The sequence below is a fragment of the Xanthomonas vesicatoria ATCC 35937 genome (assembly GCF_001908725.1).
Lineage (GTDB): Bacteria > Pseudomonadota > Gammaproteobacteria > Xanthomonadales > Xanthomonadaceae > Xanthomonas > Xanthomonas vesicatoria.
In genome coordinates this window covers 1,719,158-1,733,485 of the sequence record NZ_CP018725.1, presented here as the reverse complement: position 1 = coordinate 1,733,485, position 14,328 = coordinate 1,719,158, and the positions used below count along the sequence as shown (strand labels likewise).

General features: G+C 64.4%; 15 protein-coding genes and 1 other RNA gene. 5 read left to right on the top strand and 11 right to left on the bottom strand.

Annotated elements, in window-relative coordinates:
• Positions 1 to 70: 70 nt before the first annotated feature.
• Positions 71 to 1,246 (bottom strand): phosphatidylinositol-specific phospholipase C1-like protein, encoded by a 1,176-nt coding sequence (locus tag BJD12_RS07480; protein WP_005994185.1) that lies wholly within the window; start codon positions 1,244 to 1,246, stop codon positions 71 to 73.
• Positions 1,247 to 1,381: 135 nt separating this feature from the next.
• Positions 1,382 to 3,340: an acetyl-CoA hydrolase/transferase C-terminal domain-containing protein gene (locus BJD12_RS07475; protein WP_005994183.1), complete on the bottom strand. Its 1,959-nt coding sequence runs from the start codon at positions 3,338 to 3,340 to the stop codon at positions 1,382 to 1,384.
• Between the two features lie 144 nt (positions 3,341 to 3,484).
• Here BJD12_RS07475 and BJD12_RS07470 point away from each other — a divergent pair, with 144 nt between their 5' ends.
• The 3 genes from BJD12_RS07470 to BJD12_RS07460 are packed head-to-tail and all read left to right on the top strand — an operon-like array spanning position 3,485 to position 5,698.
• Positions 3,485 to 3,850 carry a BlaI/MecI/CopY family transcriptional regulator gene (locus tag BJD12_RS07470; protein WP_005994179.1) on the top strand — a complete coding sequence of 122 codons (366 nt, stop codon included), beginning with the start codon at positions 3,485 to 3,487 and terminating at the stop codon, positions 3,848 to 3,850.
• A complete protein-coding gene (locus BJD12_RS07465) occupies positions 3,840 to 5,117 on the top strand; it encodes a TonB family protein (RefSeq protein ID WP_042828204.1) in 1,278 nt (425 codons plus the stop codon). The genes BJD12_RS07470 and BJD12_RS07465 overlap by 11 nt, the downstream gene beginning before the upstream one ends.
• The gene (locus tag BJD12_RS07460) at positions 5,114 to 5,698 is read left to right on the top strand and encodes a hypothetical protein (protein WP_005994175.1); all 585 of its coding nucleotides are present in this window, start codon (positions 5,114 to 5,116) and stop codon (positions 5,696 to 5,698) included. The genes BJD12_RS07465 and BJD12_RS07460 overlap by 4 nt, the downstream gene beginning before the upstream one ends.
• A gap of 225 nt (positions 5,699 to 5,923) precedes the next feature.
• On the opposite strand, the gene modC is transcribed toward BJD12_RS07460, so the two are convergent.
• From modC to BJD12_RS07415, 9 genes are all read right to left on the bottom strand, one after another.
• Complete coding sequence (modC, locus tag BJD12_RS07455) at positions 5,924 to 6,538, bottom strand: molybdenum ABC transporter ATP-binding protein (RefSeq protein WP_005994173.1); 615 nt, start codon at positions 6,536 to 6,538, stop codon at positions 5,924 to 5,926.
• The gene (gene modB, locus BJD12_RS07450) at positions 6,538 to 7,224 is read right to left on the bottom strand and encodes a molybdate ABC transporter permease subunit (protein ID WP_005994171.1); all 687 of its coding nucleotides are present in this window, start codon (positions 7,222 to 7,224) and stop codon (positions 6,538 to 6,540) included. Before modB ends, modC begins: the two co-directional genes overlap by 1 nt.
• Before the next feature lie 16 nt (positions 7,225 to 7,240).
• Positions 7,241 to 8,017: a molybdate ABC transporter substrate-binding protein gene (gene modA / locus BJD12_RS07445; RefSeq protein WP_042828202.1), complete on the bottom strand. Its 777-nt coding sequence runs from the start codon at positions 8,015 to 8,017 to the stop codon at positions 7,241 to 7,243.
• A gap of 72 nt (positions 8,018 to 8,089) precedes the next feature.
• Entirely contained in the window at positions 8,090 to 8,914 is an 825-nt protein-coding gene (locus BJD12_RS07440; protein ID WP_005994167.1) for an MBL fold metallo-hydrolase, read from the bottom strand.
• 12 nt (positions 8,915 to 8,926) lie between these two features.
• Positions 8,927 to 9,820 (bottom strand): S1/P1 nuclease, encoded by an 894-nt coding sequence (locus BJD12_RS07435; protein WP_425480552.1) that lies wholly within the window; start codon positions 9,818 to 9,820, stop codon positions 8,927 to 8,929.
• A gap of 19 nt (positions 9,821 to 9,839) precedes the next feature.
• The gene (locus tag BJD12_RS07430; RefSeq protein ID WP_005994162.1) at positions 9,840 to 10,454 is read right to left on the bottom strand and encodes an OmpW/AlkL family protein; all 615 of its coding nucleotides are present in this window, start codon (positions 10,452 to 10,454) and stop codon (positions 9,840 to 9,842) included.
• A 126-nt stretch (positions 10,455 to 10,580) separates the two neighbouring features.
• Positions 10,581 to 10,656, bottom strand: a non-coding RNA gene (locus BJD12_RS07425) — sX9 sRNA.
• A gap of 59 nt (positions 10,657 to 10,715) precedes the next feature.
• Positions 10,716 to 11,339 (bottom strand): OmpW/AlkL family protein, encoded by a 624-nt coding sequence (locus BJD12_RS07420; RefSeq protein WP_005994160.1) that lies wholly within the window; start codon positions 11,337 to 11,339, stop codon positions 10,716 to 10,718.
• 299 nt (positions 11,340 to 11,638) lie between these two features.
• Positions 11,639 to 12,154, bottom strand: a complete 516-nt coding sequence (locus tag BJD12_RS07415) for an SgcJ/EcaC family oxidoreductase (protein ID WP_005988870.1) — start codon at positions 12,152 to 12,154, stop codon at positions 11,639 to 11,641.
• Positions 12,155 to 12,607: 453 nt separating this feature from the next.
• Between BJD12_RS07415 and gap the strand changes: the two genes are divergently transcribed.
• Together gap and BJD12_RS07405 are read left to right on the top strand one after the other, a co-directional pair.
• The gene (gene gap, locus BJD12_RS07410; RefSeq protein ID WP_005988872.1) at positions 12,608 to 13,609 is read left to right on the top strand and encodes a type I glyceraldehyde-3-phosphate dehydrogenase; all 1,002 of its coding nucleotides are present in this window, start codon (positions 12,608 to 12,610) and stop codon (positions 13,607 to 13,609) included.
• A gap of 242 nt (positions 13,610 to 13,851) precedes the next feature.
• Positions 13,852 to 14,280, top strand: a complete 429-nt coding sequence (locus BJD12_RS07405) for a hypothetical protein (protein ID WP_172797193.1) — start codon at positions 13,852 to 13,854, stop codon at positions 14,278 to 14,280.
• Positions 14,281 to 14,328 lie beyond the last annotated feature (48 nt).

Below are 14,328 nucleotides of genomic sequence, written 5' to 3'. Positions count from 1 at the left end.
CGCCGATGCCTTCCATTGCGGCGGGTCTGTGTGGGGTCTATGCCGTGTACGCCAACGTCATTGGCGCCGATCAGTGACTCAGATCGACGCCCTTGCAGTGCGTTGGCGGCCGCAGCGGATTGCAGCGCGCAGCTGCATCGGCATCCAGGCGCACCTGGTAACCGGTGTCGGCAGGTTCGTGTGCGGGAAAGTCGGTGCTGAGCAACTGCGCACCACTGGCCAGCATGCTGTCGCGCCGGGTGGTGTCGTGCTGCTGCGCTTCTTTCAGGTCTGCATCGGTCCGGGTGCGCACCAGGTAGCCGGCGTTGACGAGCTGCGTGATCGTGTCGGCAGGGCCATCGTTGAGTTCGGTGAATGCGGCATCGTCTTGGCCAGGCACGGCATTGGTGAAACAGACCCGGCCACGCAGCGACGGATGTCCCGGCAGATAGCTTGCCCCGGCCGTACGTTGGTCGAGCAGAAACACGACCTTGCCGCGCGTGGCGGCCAGCGACGGCCAGCCATGCGCAAGCACCGCAGCGTTGAGCGTGCGCGCGCTGCCACGCACCTGGTCGGGGCTGACGTATTCCCCCGCTCGAAAGACCGAGCGCAGTTCGGCATCCAACGCATCCATGGTCTTTGCATCGAACGGCTCGGGCTGCACGCTGGGAAAGCCCAGCTGCACCGGCGCTTGTTTGGTTTCCAGCAGGATGAAGATCGGCACGTGCCCGGGGTGTTGCCTGGACCAAGTGCGCACCTGCTGCAGGCAGGCGACCAGCGGCTGGCAGTTGCTGCGCTGGTCCACGTCCTGCACGTGCATGACCTTGAAGCCAGGCTTGTCCATCACGCCGTCCGGTGCGCTGGGTGGTGCGGGCGGCAGCCCGGCCTTGGCAATCTGCGCGGCAATCGCCGGGTGTGCGTAGCGACCACCCTGAGCGTCGGCGAACACGTCCAGTTCCAGTTGCCTGACGCCGTCGTCCAGTTGTTGCGTCAGCGGCGGATGGCGGTAATCCAGCGCTGCGAACAACGCGGGATTGAGCTGTTTCAGCAGCGTGGCTTCGCTGGGCGCAAACCCGGCGTGGTAGCTGTTGTGGCTGCCGACGTATTGCAGGTCGGTGAGGCGCGGGCCAGCAGCTAGCGCGAGATTGCTGGTGATCAAGGCGGCAACCAGTGCAGCTTGGGGCAATTTGCTTCGCTTGGTGCGTGACTGCTTCGCTTTGTAGTCAATGGAGGAATGAGGTGCGGAAAAAACCAGAACAAAACCCATGCGGCGACGCCAAGAAACAAGGTGGCCGCCATCATCCGGGCGCAGCTTGACGCTCATCTTTCCGCAGTATTGCCGTCGTGCGTCAGTGGCTTCGTGACGCCCAAGCGAATCTGGTTAATCGCTAAATGGATAGTTTCACTGTGGCGTTGTTTGGCGCAGCGCATAGGCCATCAATCGCGCCTGCATCCGCTCGCCAATCGTGCGCGGTGTGTCCAATGCCATGCGCTGCAGACAGGCCACCTCGTCGGGGTTGGCGGTAGCGCGCGATATCACCGCACGGGCCAGCGTCGCCAGCATCGCACTCTTGCTGGTGGTGGCGCGCTTGAGCCATGTCAGTGCGCGTAGCAAGCGTTGTTCGACCGCGGTGAAATCGCTGCCAAGCGGATAATCGGGCAGGCTGCCATCGCGTCGAAATGGCGCCAGCGCCTGTTCAAGTGCGTCGGGCGTGTTGTGTCTTGCGCGGGCGGGCAAGACGGGCGCCGTGCGCAGTTTGCGTGACTGGGTAGCCTGCGCAAGCAGTGCATCCTGAAAGCGCGCATCGCAGATGCCGGCCATTTCCAGCACGCACTCCTGATCGGTCTTGTGGCGCAGATCGGCGATGCCGTATTCGGTGATGTAGATGTCGCGCAGATGGCGGGGAATTGTGGTGTGGCCATAATTCCAGCGCACATTGTTGGCGGCATCGGCGCCGGCATCGTGGGTAGCGCGCAGCATCAAGGTACTGCGCGCCTGCGGCAGGGCATGCGCCATTGCGACAAAGTTGTATTGCCCGCCGACCCCGGAGACCACGCGTCCATCCTCCAGGCCATCGGACACCGCCGCCCCGAGCGCGGTTGCCATCATGCAGGAGTTGAAGAAGCGCGCGTCGCGGCGCTGCAGCCGCTCCAGGGTTTCATTGCCGCCGTACAACTGATTGATTTCGCTGATGCGGCGCATGCCGATGGCGTTGCGGGTGTCGGCATCCAGATCGCGCAGCCATTGATAGAAGTCCGGCGAGCCAAGATAGAACGCGCCATGCAGGAACTCGCCTTCGCGCTCCAGGCATGCATGATCGTCGGCATCCGCGCGGCCATCGGCGATGCGCTGCATCAGCGCTAGATCGTCGTGCACCTTGCGACGGATCACGCCGCTGTCCACCAATTGCTTGAAGCCTTCGTTGAGCATTTCGCTGCACCCATACAGGCCAATCGCAAACGGCTCCAGGCCGCCGCTGGCGCGCACGCTGGGGTGCTGCTCCAGGGTTGGATCCAGTGCCTGCAGCACGCGGCGATAGGTCGCGTTATCGGTATGCCGCAGCACCAGGGCATGACTCAATGCATCGGCCAGCGTGCCGATGCCGATCTGCAAGGTACCGCCATCGCGCACCAGCGTGCTTGCATACAGGCCGATGGCGTAATCGACGGTGGTTACCGGTTGCCGAGGCAGGCCGAACAGCCGCGGCGAAGGGCCGGGCAGGTCGATGACCAGATCGAATAAGGCGTCCTCCACCGCGGCAGCGCCGCCCATCCACGGCAGTTGCGGGTCCACTTCGGCCACCAGCAGCGGGCGTGGCAGGCCCAATGCGTGCACGGCGTCCAGCGTGTCCTGGGTGATATCGTTGTTGCACGACAGCGACAGCCGCGTACCGCCGGGTTCGCGCGCGACTTTCTGCACGATCAGATTCGGCGCGCGCTGCGCCACTGCGGCCGCGGCATGCGTGTAGTTCAGGCTGGTGTAATCGGCTTGCGCCTGCGTGGAGTGCAGCAGGCCGCCGGACTGCATGTAGAACTCTTCCACCTGCACATGCGCCGGCAGCGCGTCGCGCAACATGTCATCGACATAGGCAAGGCGCGGAAAGTCCTCACCGAAGTGACGTGTAATAAACGCAGCCGCAAAGCGCGCCTCGAGCCCCTTGCCCGGTTTGGGCGGATTGAGCGACAACGCGGTGTACAGCGCCAGCGGCCGCGCAGGCGTCGTCTGGACCTGCGCATACAGCGCGTTCAACAGCCGGTGCGGCTTGCCGATGCCCAGCGGAGCACCGACCCGCAACGGGCCGTCGATGCGTTGCAGGATTCGTTGCACAGCGGCTGCGAGGTCGGTGAGATGTTCTGTCATCCGTGCAGGGTAGCCGAGCCGCTGCCGCGCTGCGGTGGAGTGCGTATTCGCAAACGGCGGCGCGGCCGGCAATCCAGGCCCGCCTACCGCTTGACAGGTGATTTGTTTACGTGCGTAATCGCAAGAAATTACAGGTGTAATCGCATGGCGATCAGCGATGCGGAAGCGGTGGTGATGCAGGTGCTCTGGGATCAGGCGCCGCGCACGGCGGACGAGGTCGTTGCCGCGTTGGCGCAGACCCACTGGGCCGAGCCAACCATCAAAACCCTGCTTAATCGCTTGCTCAACAAGGGCGCCATCGCGGCGCAAAAAGAGGGCCGCAAATATCTCTACACGCCGCTGTTGCAGCGCGACCGCTGGGTGCAGCAACAAAGCGAAGGGTTGCTGCAGCGCCTGTTCGGCGGGCGGGTTGCGCCACTGGTGGCGCACTTCAGCGAACGCGGAAGACTCAGCGCCTCCGACGTTGCGGAATTGAAGCGCCTGCTCAAGGAGCTGGACGATGAATCCTGATGCGATGCTATGGCTGCGCGCCACGGCGTACACCACGGTTGCGTTGCTAACGTGCCTGCTGCTGCGCCGTCCGCTGCGTACCTGGCTGGGTGCCACGGCAGCCTACGCCATCTGGGCCAGCGTTCCGCTTGCGCTGCTGGCTGCAGTGATTCCTGGTCCGCCGATGGGGGCGGTGGTCGTGCGGATGCCGGCGTTGGCCGCGATCCGATTTGCATCGGACAGCGCCGCCAGCGCGCCAGATGTGCAGCAGTGGCTTGTTGCGGTGTGGTTGGCGGGCGCCGTGCTGAGCGCGCTCATCCTGTGGCGTGGCCAGCATCGTTTCTTGCGCAGTCTTGGCCCGCTGCATGCAGTGGATAAGACGCTGTGGTTGGCCACGCATGATGTGGGTCTGCCTGCTTCGCTGGGGATCTTGCGGCCGCGGATTGTGCTGCCGATCGATTTCACTACGCGCTACAGCGCCGACGAGCGTGCCTTGATCCTGGCCCACGAGCGATTGCATCTGCGCCGTGGCGATCTGCAGGCCAACCTCTTGGCCACCGTGCTGCTGTGCATCGGCTGGTTCAATCCGCTGCTGCATCTGGCATGGCGTGCATTCCGGCTGGATCAGGAACTGGCCTGCGATGCCGCCGTGCTCGCGCGCCATCCCGGCAAACGTCGCAGCTATGCCGGCGCGATGCTCAAATGCCAGCTAGGCGACCGATGGTCGCCGTTGGCTTGCCACTGGGCCACGACGCATCCGTTGACGCAACGCATTGCCGCGCTGCGTGCGCCGACGCTGCGTGCGCGGCGCGCGCGGTGGAACATGCGCATGGTGATCACGTTTGCAGCCGTCGCCAGTCTTGCCTGTTGGGTCATCCAGCCTGCGCGTCCGAGCGCGACACTGACGCCCGGCAATGCGGTGGATTTCAGTACGATGCGGCCGCCGCGCTATCCAGCCGAAGCGCTGGCTGCAAATCTTGCAAGTCTTGTCGAGCTGCAGATCGACGTCAGCGCGAGCGGTGCGCCCGCCCATGTCGTGATCGTGCACAGCCGGCCGGCCGGGGTGTTCGATCAGGCCGTGCTCGAGGCTGCGCGTCACTGGCACTTCAAGCCTGCAATTGCAGACGGCAAACCAGTGGCGTCCCGGGTGCGTGTCCCGGTCCGGTTCGAGCTGGACACGCTGGAACAGCCCGGTGCATCCCGCGATGAACGCCTCGCGTCGCAATCCAGTCACAGCGATGGCTGCGTGGCCTCCGCAGGATGCGCAAAGCAAGGGGCACCGCAATGAAGGACCGCCTGGCATGGTGCGGCCTCGTCGCTGTCGGTCTGTGCGGATGCGCAACGCAGCACGTGCTGGAGCAGGACCGCAGTCAGCGCGAAGATTCTGTGGATCAACGCATGCTGCCGCCGCAATCGGGTGGTGGTAGTGGTGGTGCGGTCTCCGCCTACACGCTGGCCCAAACGCAGCGGTTCCGCATGCCGCGTGCCTTGCACAACGAGGCGCCGGTGTTGCCGGCCGATTCGCCACGTCAGACCTTGCCACCAGCCACGGTGTGCGCGCATGTGATTCTTGCCGCCGACGGCGCGGTACAACGCGTCGACCCCATGTCCGATCGTGACGAATGTGCGGCCGGGCTACTGCCGGAAAACACCGACCTGCTGCAGGCCGTGCGCACGACCGTGCAGCATTGGCAGTTCGTGCCCGCCGCCCTGTGCATGTATGCACCGGGTGCCGCACAGCCTGCAGCGTTGGACGATTGCAGCGGCGCGACGCAGGCAGAGCCGGTGCCGGTGACGTTGTCGTTCGCGTTCACCTTCGAGGTGCGGCAAGGCAAGGTGAGCGTGCGGACCGGCAAGGTTGCGCAATGAGATGGCGTGATGGCGGCGCTTGATGTGCGCGGTGGCAGTAGTCGCGCAGCAGTGACGAGCAACCATTCGTCATGCAGGCATTGGTGTTGCTCAAGAGATAGCGTGCCAAGCAACCGCTACGTGCAGGCGATAACTCGCGGATCGCGGTGGTGTGTGTCAGCGCAGCACTAGCGCCGGCCACATCAGCAGCCCATCGACTTCGCCACCATGTCGTCCATCAACGTGTCACTCCAACACATGCACGCTGTCGGCAATGCGCTGTACCTCATCCGGGTTGTGGCTGACGTACAGCATCGGCAGACGGATCTCATCGCGGACGCGTTGCAGGTAAGGGATCAACTCTTCGCGGCGCGCCTGGTCCAGCGCAGACAAGGGTTCGTCGAACAACAGGATGGCCGGTTGCGACAGCAATGCGCGGCCGATAGCCACGCGTTGCGCCTCGCCACCGGACAGGTTGCGCGGCCGCCGTTGCAGCAGCGGGGCGATACCGAGCAAGGCCACCACGTCGTCGAATCCGAACGGCGCCGCACCGCGCGCATGCCGGCCGTAGTGCAGGTTGCGCCGTACATCCAGGTGCGGGAACAGCCGCGCATCCTGAAACACATAGCCGATCCTGCGGCGATGCGTCGGCACGTCCACGCCCTGCGCATGATCGAACAGGCAGCGCCCATCGATGCGGATATGCCCGGCCTGCGGCCGCACCAGGCCGGCGATGGCATTGAGCACGCTGGTCTTGCCGGCACCGGAAGGGCCCACCAGCGCCAGCACGCGTGCATCGTCCTGGATACGGATATGCCGTTGAAAATGGCCGCGTTGCAGGTGCAGGTCGAGATCCAGCATCACGCCTCCTCGCGTCGATACTGTCTGCGCACCAACCACTCGGACAGCAGCAGCGCTGCCAGCGAGATCGCGAGCGCCACGCCTGCCAGGCGCCACACGCCTGATTCCATGCCCGGCACCTGCATCAATCCATAGATGGCCGACGACAGCGTCTGCGTTTCGCCGGGGATGTTGGACACGAAGGTGATCGTCGCGCCGAATTCGCCAAGCGCCTTGGCAAACGCCAGCACCACGCCGGCCACCAGCCCGGGCCAGGCCAGCGGCAGGGTAATGCTGAAAAACACCCGCCACGGGCCGGCGCCAAGCGTGGCGGCGGCCGCTTCCAGGCGGCGGTCGGTGGCCTCGATCGACAACCGGATCGCGCGCACCATCAGCGGAAATCCCATCACCGCGCAGGCCAATGCCGCACCGGTCCAGCGGAATGCAAACTGCACGCCCACGTGTTCCAGCAGCCAGCTGCCGATCGGCCCCTGCGTGCCCAGCATCACCAGCAACGCATAGCCGGTGACCACCGGCGGCATCACCAACGGCAGATGCAGCAAGGCATCCAGCAGCGCCTTGCCCGGAAAGCGGCGCCGCGCCAGCAGCCAGCCGCAGGCGATGCCCGGCGGCAGGCTGGCGATGGCGGCAACCAGCGCGACCTTCAGGCTCAGGCCGATCGCGGTGACTTCTTCGGCGGTGAACATCGACAGGCGGTGCGCCTCAATCCTGCAACGAAAAACCGCGACGCACGAAGATCGCCTTGGCCGGCTTGCTGCTCAGCCACTGCACGAACTTGGCGGCCTCCGGCGCGCTGCTGTTCTTCAGGACCGCCACCGGGTACACGATGGCGTCATGGCTGTTTGCGGGGAAGGTGGCGACCACGCGCACCTTGGGCTCGGCGCGTGCATCGGAGCCGTAAACGATGCCCAGCGGCGCTTCGCCGCGCGAGACCAGCATCAGCGCGGCGCGGACGCTCTCCGATTCGGCCAGACGATTGCTCAGGCCATCCCACTGGCCCAGCTTGCGCAGAGAGGCGGCGGCGTACTTGCCGGCCGGCACGCTGCTGGTCTGGCCTACCGCCAGGCGCCCATTCTCGCCGAGCGCCTTGGCGATGGCGCCGGGTGTGCGTGGATCCACGCGCACCTTACTGGCGGCCGGTGCGATCAGCACCAGCGTATTGCCGAGCAGGTTGCGGCGTTGCGCCGGCACGACCAGGCCGCGCTGCTGCAGGTAGTCCATCCATTCCAGATCGGCCGAGAAGAACACGTCCGCCGGTGCGCCTTGTTCGATCTGGCGCGCCAAGGCGGAACTCGCCGCATACGACACCCGCACCGGCGTGCCGGAGGCTTTTTGGTAAGCGGCGGCGGCCTCGTCCATCGACTCCTTTAGGCTGGCGGCGGCAAACACGGTAACCGGCGCAGTCTGCGCCGTGGCCAGGACGGGCAAAGCGAGCATCAACGCACACAGGGCGCGTTGCCAGAAACCGAGAGGACGCATGGGGATTTCCAGACGAGGGGATACGCCGATCATAGCGGCTGTGCCCAAATAGCGTAGCGAACGCCAATGGCGCTACGGAGCCACGCCCTCGCTGCGGCCCGCCTGAAGGTTTGCCTGTAATGCGGGCCGGATCAGTTTCGGCTCGGGCAAGGTGGCATCGCGTGCCTGCCGTTGGGCGACGAAGGTTTCGATATCGACGCCATCGCGCACGTGAATGTTGCTGCGCCGCTGCTCGCCAATGGTGGTCTGATGCGCCACGGCCCGGCCGCCGGGGCCGTAGTCATGGCAGACGAACACGCGGGTGTCGTCGGCAAGTGCATACAGGCGCTGGATCGAGGCATACAGTTGCCGCGCATCGCCGCCAGGAAAGTCACAGCGCGCCGTGCCCGCGTCGGGCATGAACAACGAATCGCCGGGAAACAACGCATCGCCAATCAGATAGGCGACGCTGTCGCTGGTGTGCCCGGGCACCGCGATGACGCGGACCTCGATCCCGCCTAGCTGGAAGCGTTCGTCATCGGCAAACAGATGGTCGAACTGCGAGCCATCCGGGCAAAAGTGCTGCGGCAATGCATAGCGCGGGGCCAGCGTCTGCTGTACCTGGACGATGCCTTCGCCGATCCCGACCCGCGCCTGCGGCCAGTGCTGCTTCAACCACTGCGCAGCCGATAAATGATCGGCATGCGCGTGGGTTTCCAGCAGCCAGTGCAGCTGCCAGCCGCGTTGCACGATGGCATCGGCGATGGCCTGCGCTGCGTGCGTCCCGATGGCGCCGGTGTCGGCTGCATAGTCCAGCGCCGGGTCGATCACCGCGGCCGCGCCGGACGCCAAATCTGCGACCACGTAGGTGAAGGTGCTGCTGTCGGCATGGAAGAACGCAAGAACCTCGGGCTGCATCGCTGTCTCCGCTTAGGGTGTGGTGAGCGCTGCGTTGAGCACGGCAGCCAGTCGGTCGCCTGCCAGCCGCAATTGCGTTTCGGCGATCGGGCGGTAGGTGGCGATGTAGCTGGCCGGTAACACGTGCGCGGCGGGATACACGCCCGGCGTGATGGCGATCTTGCACGACGCTTGCGCCCACGCCGCAGCCGGCGGCGGCAGCGCGGGAGAGACCGCGGTGGCCGCCGGCAATGCCAGCAGGCGTTGCAGATAGGCGTCGTCGCTGAGCTGGCGGTCGTTGAGCATGCCGCTATCCCACAACGCATGCAGGTTGCTGCCCTTGCCGTTGACCTGCAGCTGGAAATCGTTGCCGCCCTTGTCGTGCGCATAACCGGCGTGCATCGGCTGATGGATATCGCCGACGAAATGCACCACAAACTTCAATGCCTGACGACGCGCGTCCAGCGGCTGGCTGCGGTCGGCGAGCACGGCGGTCTGGCGCTCGAGTGCGGCGATCACGCAGTTGCCGTCCGGGCAATCGCGCGGCGGCGCATAGGCGCAGTCGTGTTCGGCGAGGTTGACGTAATGCCACGGGCCCGAGCGCTTGCCCAGATCCGGGTCGTGCTCGCGCAATTCATCGGCCCAGCTCGCGACCCCGTGCAATGTCGGGTCCGGCTCGCCGGCAAGCAGTTGCGCCACCTGCGCGCGGGCCTGCGGGCTCAATTCGGTTTCGGCAATGCGCGCCACCAGACGGTGGCCCTGCGGGCCCCAGGCGAATGCAGTAACGGGCTGGATGGCCGCGGTCAGTGCCACGGCAAGTACAACGAGAGAGGGGGAGAAGGTCTTCATCCCCCGATTGTACGCAACCGTCCGGGACGGTTTGATGGCTGTCGCTGTCGCTGTCGCTGTCACGTCGCCGCGCAGCAGCGCGACGACGGCAACGCGATCAGTAGTAGACCAGGTACGAGATGCCATAGGTCAATGGATCGACCCGCGCCTTGCCAAGCCGCGCGCCGTTGAAATCGACATTGCTGCGGGAATCGGTCCAGCGTGCATCCACGCGCAGCCCGCTACGCTCGTTGAAGATGAAGTCCACACCGACATGCGCAGTGGCGCCGACCGAGTCGCCAAAGCGCAGCTCGCTATTGCCGAATGTTTGCTCGGTGTCTTCGCCTAGGAAGGTGGTGTAGTTGATGCCGATGCCGACAAACGGCGAGACCGTGCCATAGCCATTGATGTGGTACTGCAACAACACGCTGGGCGGCACCGACCAATAGCTGCCTACCTTGCCGACGCCTTCCAGCTCGAGATCATGCTTGCCGGCAACGGCGGCATGCACCTCGATCCCGAGGTTGTTGCGAAGGAAGTATTCGTAGGTGAACGACAGCGCCGGCGCGCCCTTGATCTCGGCGCGTGCGCCGCCGAGGGTGCCACTGTCGGACTTGGGCGAGACATAGCCCGCGCCGTAGCCGGTCGTCCAGTGGCCGGCCGACTGTGCAAGGGCAGGAGTGGCCGAAGCGGCCAATGCGATGGCGAGGGCGGTGCGGATGAACATGCTCATGAAATCCCCGGTAGGTCGGACAGGCGTTCGACGTGACCGACCTGTCCGCAACTCCGGCGGTGGATGCACGTCCCTGGACGTCAAGTGTGCCAGAGATGCACCGCGCTTGCCGCTATGACTCAGCGTTGCTAACAAAACGTAGCGAGCAGGTGTCAGGTGGGTGCGGACGGCGCGGAGTAATCGGAGTGTAGGAGTGTTACGTACCGATTCCGGGCACCGGCCGCGCCTGCTGGCGCTGCACAGTAGGTTTGCTAACTGCTCTCAGAACCGGTAGACGTATGCCGCGCCGTAGACCAGCGGGTCGATGTTGACCGTGCCGATGCGGGTGCCGTCGAGACGCGCTTCGCTGTCGATGTCGATCCAGCGTGCGTTGACGCGCAGCGCACCGCGCTCGCTGAGCTTGAAGTCCAGCCCGGCATGCAGGGCCAGGCCCCACGAATCGTCCAGTTCCAGTTCGCTGCCGGCCAGTGCGCCACGGGTATCGGTGCTGAAGAACCGCGTGTAATTGATGCCGGCGCCGACGAAGGGCGACACCTTGCCCTGGCTGTTGAAGTGGTACTGCAGCGACACTACCGGCGGCAGATGTTTGGTGCTGCCGACGCGGCCCAGCCCGCGCAAGGCGATGTCGTGCTCGAACGGCAGCGCTGCCAGTACCTCGATGCCCAGGTTGTCGGCGATGAAGTATTCGGCCGTAAAGGTCGGTTTGATGTCCTTGCCCACGTCCGCTTCGAGCGTGCCGCCGACCAGGCGGCCATTGTCGGATTTGGGAGCGACCTGGTGCGCGCCGACGGCAACGGTCCAGTCGCCTTTGGATTGCGCCAGTGCGGGGACGCTGGCAAGGCTGGCGGCCAGGCCGGCGAGCAGAAGGGTAGAGCGCATGCGCATAGGGATTCTCGTTGTGTGCAGTGGATGGACGAAGTCTTGTGGGTTTGCGCGGCCGCCGCCTTGATCCTGATCAAACCAGGGCGGCAACCATCCGGTTCATCACGATGCCGGTGCTGCCTCGATGGCAGCGTCGCTGCGCAATGGCAGCAGCGCTGAGCGCCATGGCGCGTGTCGCAGGCAGGCCGCAGGTTGGATGTGCAGTGCGCTACAGGCCTTGTCACCGTTGGCGGGGGAGGTGCGCCGGCGATGACACGCGGCAGGCTGCAAACAGTGGGCTGCATACTCCGAGGCGCCTGCATTTACTTGGTCTTGGCGACTGCCGCTCGCGTGTCCACTTCGGGCATCGCCGAGCTGTGGTGGTTGATGATCAGCCACTTGCCGTCGCGCTTTTCGTATACGAAGGTGTAGCGCGCCTGCACGTTGCTCTTCTTGCCGTCCTTGTCGGTCAGCGTGAAGGTGTACACGCCCGCATCCACCGCGCTGTCGTCATCGAGCACGCGCACGGTGCGGTAATTGACCACGCCCTGGGGCTTTTTGGTCAGGAACATCTCGAAGTACTTTTCGATCTGCGCGCGCGAGGCGCGCACTTCGTTGGATACGGTCGGCAGCAGCACGCCGTCCGGCGCGTACAGATCGGCCACCTTGTGCGGATTGCCGGTCGCCAGCGCGGCGTTCCAGGTATCGAACAGCGCGGCGACTTCGCGTGCTTCACCGTCGACAGGTAGCGAGGCCTTGTCGGTGTAATGCATCACGCCAGCGGCCAGCGCCGGGGTGGCAGCCAGAGCCAAAGCCAGAGAGAACAGGGTGCGACGCATGGGAATCTCCGTGTAGTTGATTGGGTGCCTCAGCAGGCAGGGCCAGTATCGAAATCCACGGAGCGCCGAAATGCTGCTGTTCGGCATATGCGCCAATACGCTTTTCGGCGTAGTTAGTTGAGTTGTAAGTATTTGGAAAGCAAAGCGTATCCGCACAGTTGGTGCGTGGAGTGACGCTTGGATTGAGTGTGTCGAACTGCATGTTGGTTGAGGCACGGACCGTCGGTGCACATGCTCGGCGAGCACGTGGTGCCCATCCAGCAGAGCGCAAGGCTCATTGCTGCATCCGCTGAAGTGGGCAAGGAGGCCACAGATCGGTCAAGAACGCGCGGTGAGCGGCGCCTGATCTTGGACCACGCCGCACGCAACTGCACAGTTGTCTACAGAGGACGCTGTTAGAATGTCATCCCCTTTCCATCCGCCGCGCTGTCGCGGCCGCAGGAGCTTGTGAACATGGCAATCAAGGTTGGCATCAACGGATTCGGTCGCATCGGACGCAACGTGCTGCGCTCTGCGGTGCAGAACTTCGCCAATGACATCGAGATCGTGGCCATCAATGACCTGCTCGAGCCCGACTACCTGGCCTACATGCTGCAGTACGACTCGGTGCACGGCCGCTTCAAGGCCGAGGTATCGGTCGACGGCAACACGCTGATCGTCAACGGCAAGAAGATCCGCCTGACCCAGGAGCGCGACCCGGCCAACCTCAAGTGGGATGCCGTGGGCGCCGACGTGGTGATCGAGTCCACCGGCCTGTTCCTGACCAAGGAAACCGCGCAGAAGCACATCGACGCGGGCGCCAAGAAGGTGATTCTGTCGGCCCCGTCCAAGGACGACACGCCGATGTTCGTCTACGGCGTCAACGACAAGACCTACAAGGGAGAAGCGATCGTCTCCAACGCCTCGTGCACCACCAACTGCCTGGCGCCGTTGGCCAAGGTCATCAACGACAAGTGGGGCATCAAGCGCGGCCTGATGACCACCGTGCATGCGGCCACGGCGACGCAGAAGACTGTGGACGGCCCGTCGAACAAGGACTGGCGCGGCGGCCGCGGCATCCTGGAAAACATCATCCCGTCCTCCACCGGTGCGGCCAAGGCCGTGGGCGTGGTGATTCCCGAGCTCAACAAGAAGCTCACCGGCATGAGCTTCCGTGTGCCGACCTCCGACGTGTCGGTCGTCGACTTGACGGTTGAACTGGAAAAGCCGGCGACCTACGCCGAGATCTGCGCCGAAGTGAAGGCACAGAGCGAAGGCGCACTGAAGGGCATCCTGGGTTACACCGAAGACAAGGTCGTGGCCACCGACTTCCGCGGCGAGACCTGCACCTCGGTGTTCGACGCCGACGCCGGCATCGCGCTGGACTCCACCTTCGTCAAGCTGGTGTCCTGGTACGACAACGAGTGGGGCTACTCCAACAAGTGCCTGGAAATGGTGCGCGTGGTCGCCAAGTAAGGCGACTGACATGCAGAAGGCCCCGCCATGGCGGGGCTTTTTTTTGCGTGTGTTTTCGTGGGTTGGATGGCTGCCAGCCCTGCTGGTCCTTGCAAGACGGTGGACTTTGCACGACCTACATGCGCTAATTCATGCACACGGCGGCCGTTCCCGTGTCGTGTACGAAGGATCGGGGAACTCCATGGATCGAGAGAATCAAGATGAAGAAATTTTTGGCAGGTGCATGCGTACTTGGGATGGTGATGGCGTTCTCGGTACCGTTCGATAGCCTTGCGGCCAAGAAGCAGACCGGTACGCCCGCCTGGATGAATGCCGACGGCGAAGTGATCAAATCGTCCGACGTGGAGGCCGGTTACGGCGAGACCGTCAAGGGCGTCAATGATTACGAGGGCGAGATCACCGGCAAGCCCGCGCCCGACAGCAAGTTCACCCAGCTGAAGATCGGCATGCCGATGAAGCAGGTAACCGATCTGATTGGTCAGCCGAACGACCAGGGTTCCTATGTGACTGGCAAGGCGTTCATTCCGTTCTTCTTCGGTGGCGACCGTTACCGTTATGAGATGGCCTACAAGGGCCAGGGGCGCCTGGTGTTTGCCGGCAAGTCGATGGATACCGGCGGCAACCTGATCTGGATCATTCACAACAAGAACGACAGCGGTTACCGCGAATAATCCTGAAAACGCCCGGTCATCCGGGCGTTCTTTTATGCATGTGATTGG

Bases quoted from the DNA above. Each gene is read 5' to 3' on its own strand.
- BJD12_RS07415 (WP_005988870.1), bottom strand. From the start codon at position 12,154: ATGCGTCGCACCCTGTTCTCTCTGGCTTTGGCTCTGGCTGCCACCCCG.
- BJD12_RS07480 (WP_005994185.1), bottom strand. From the start codon at position 1,246: ATGGGTTTTGTTCTGGTTTTTTCCGCACCTCATTCCTCCATTGACTAC.
- BJD12_RS07420 (WP_005994160.1), bottom strand. From the start codon at position 11,339: ATGCGCATGCGCTCTACCCTTCTGCTCGCCGGCCTGGCCGCCAGCCTT.
- BJD12_RS07405 (WP_172797193.1), top strand. From the start codon at position 13,852: ATGGCGTTCTCGGTACCGTTCGATAGCCTTGCGGCCAAGAAGCAGACC.
- BJD12_RS07470 (WP_005994179.1), top strand. From the start codon at position 3,485: ATGGCGATCAGCGATGCGGAAGCGGTGGTGATGCAGGTGCTCTGGGAT.
- BJD12_RS07440 (WP_005994167.1), bottom strand. From the start codon at position 8,914: ATGCAGCCCGAGGTTCTTGCGTTCTTCCATGCCGACAGCAGCACCTTC.
- BJD12_RS07460 (WP_005994175.1), top strand. From the start codon at position 5,114: ATGAAGGACCGCCTGGCATGGTGCGGCCTCGTCGCTGTCGGTCTGTGC.
- modA (WP_042828202.1), bottom strand. From the start codon at position 8,017: ATGCGTCCTCTCGGTTTCTGGCAACGCGCCCTGTGTGCGTTGATGCTC.
- BJD12_RS07465 (WP_042828204.1), top strand. From the start codon at position 3,840: ATGAATCCTGATGCGATGCTATGGCTGCGCGCCACGGCGTACACCACG.
- gap (WP_005988872.1), top strand. From the start codon at position 12,608: ATGGCAATCAAGGTTGGCATCAACGGATTCGGTCGCATCGGACGCAAC.
- modC (WP_005994173.1), bottom strand. From the start codon at position 6,538: ATGCTGGATCTCGACCTGCACCTGCAACGCGGCCATTTTCAACGGCAT.
- modB (WP_005994171.1), bottom strand. From the start codon at position 7,224: ATGTTCACCGCCGAAGAAGTCACCGCGATCGGCCTGAGCCTGAAGGTC.
- BJD12_RS07430 (WP_005994162.1), bottom strand. From the start codon at position 10,454: ATGAGCATGTTCATCCGCACCGCCCTCGCCATCGCATTGGCCGCTTCG.
- BJD12_RS07475 (WP_005994183.1), bottom strand. From the start codon at position 3,340: ATGACAGAACATCTCACCGACCTCGCAGCCGCTGTGCAACGAATCCTG.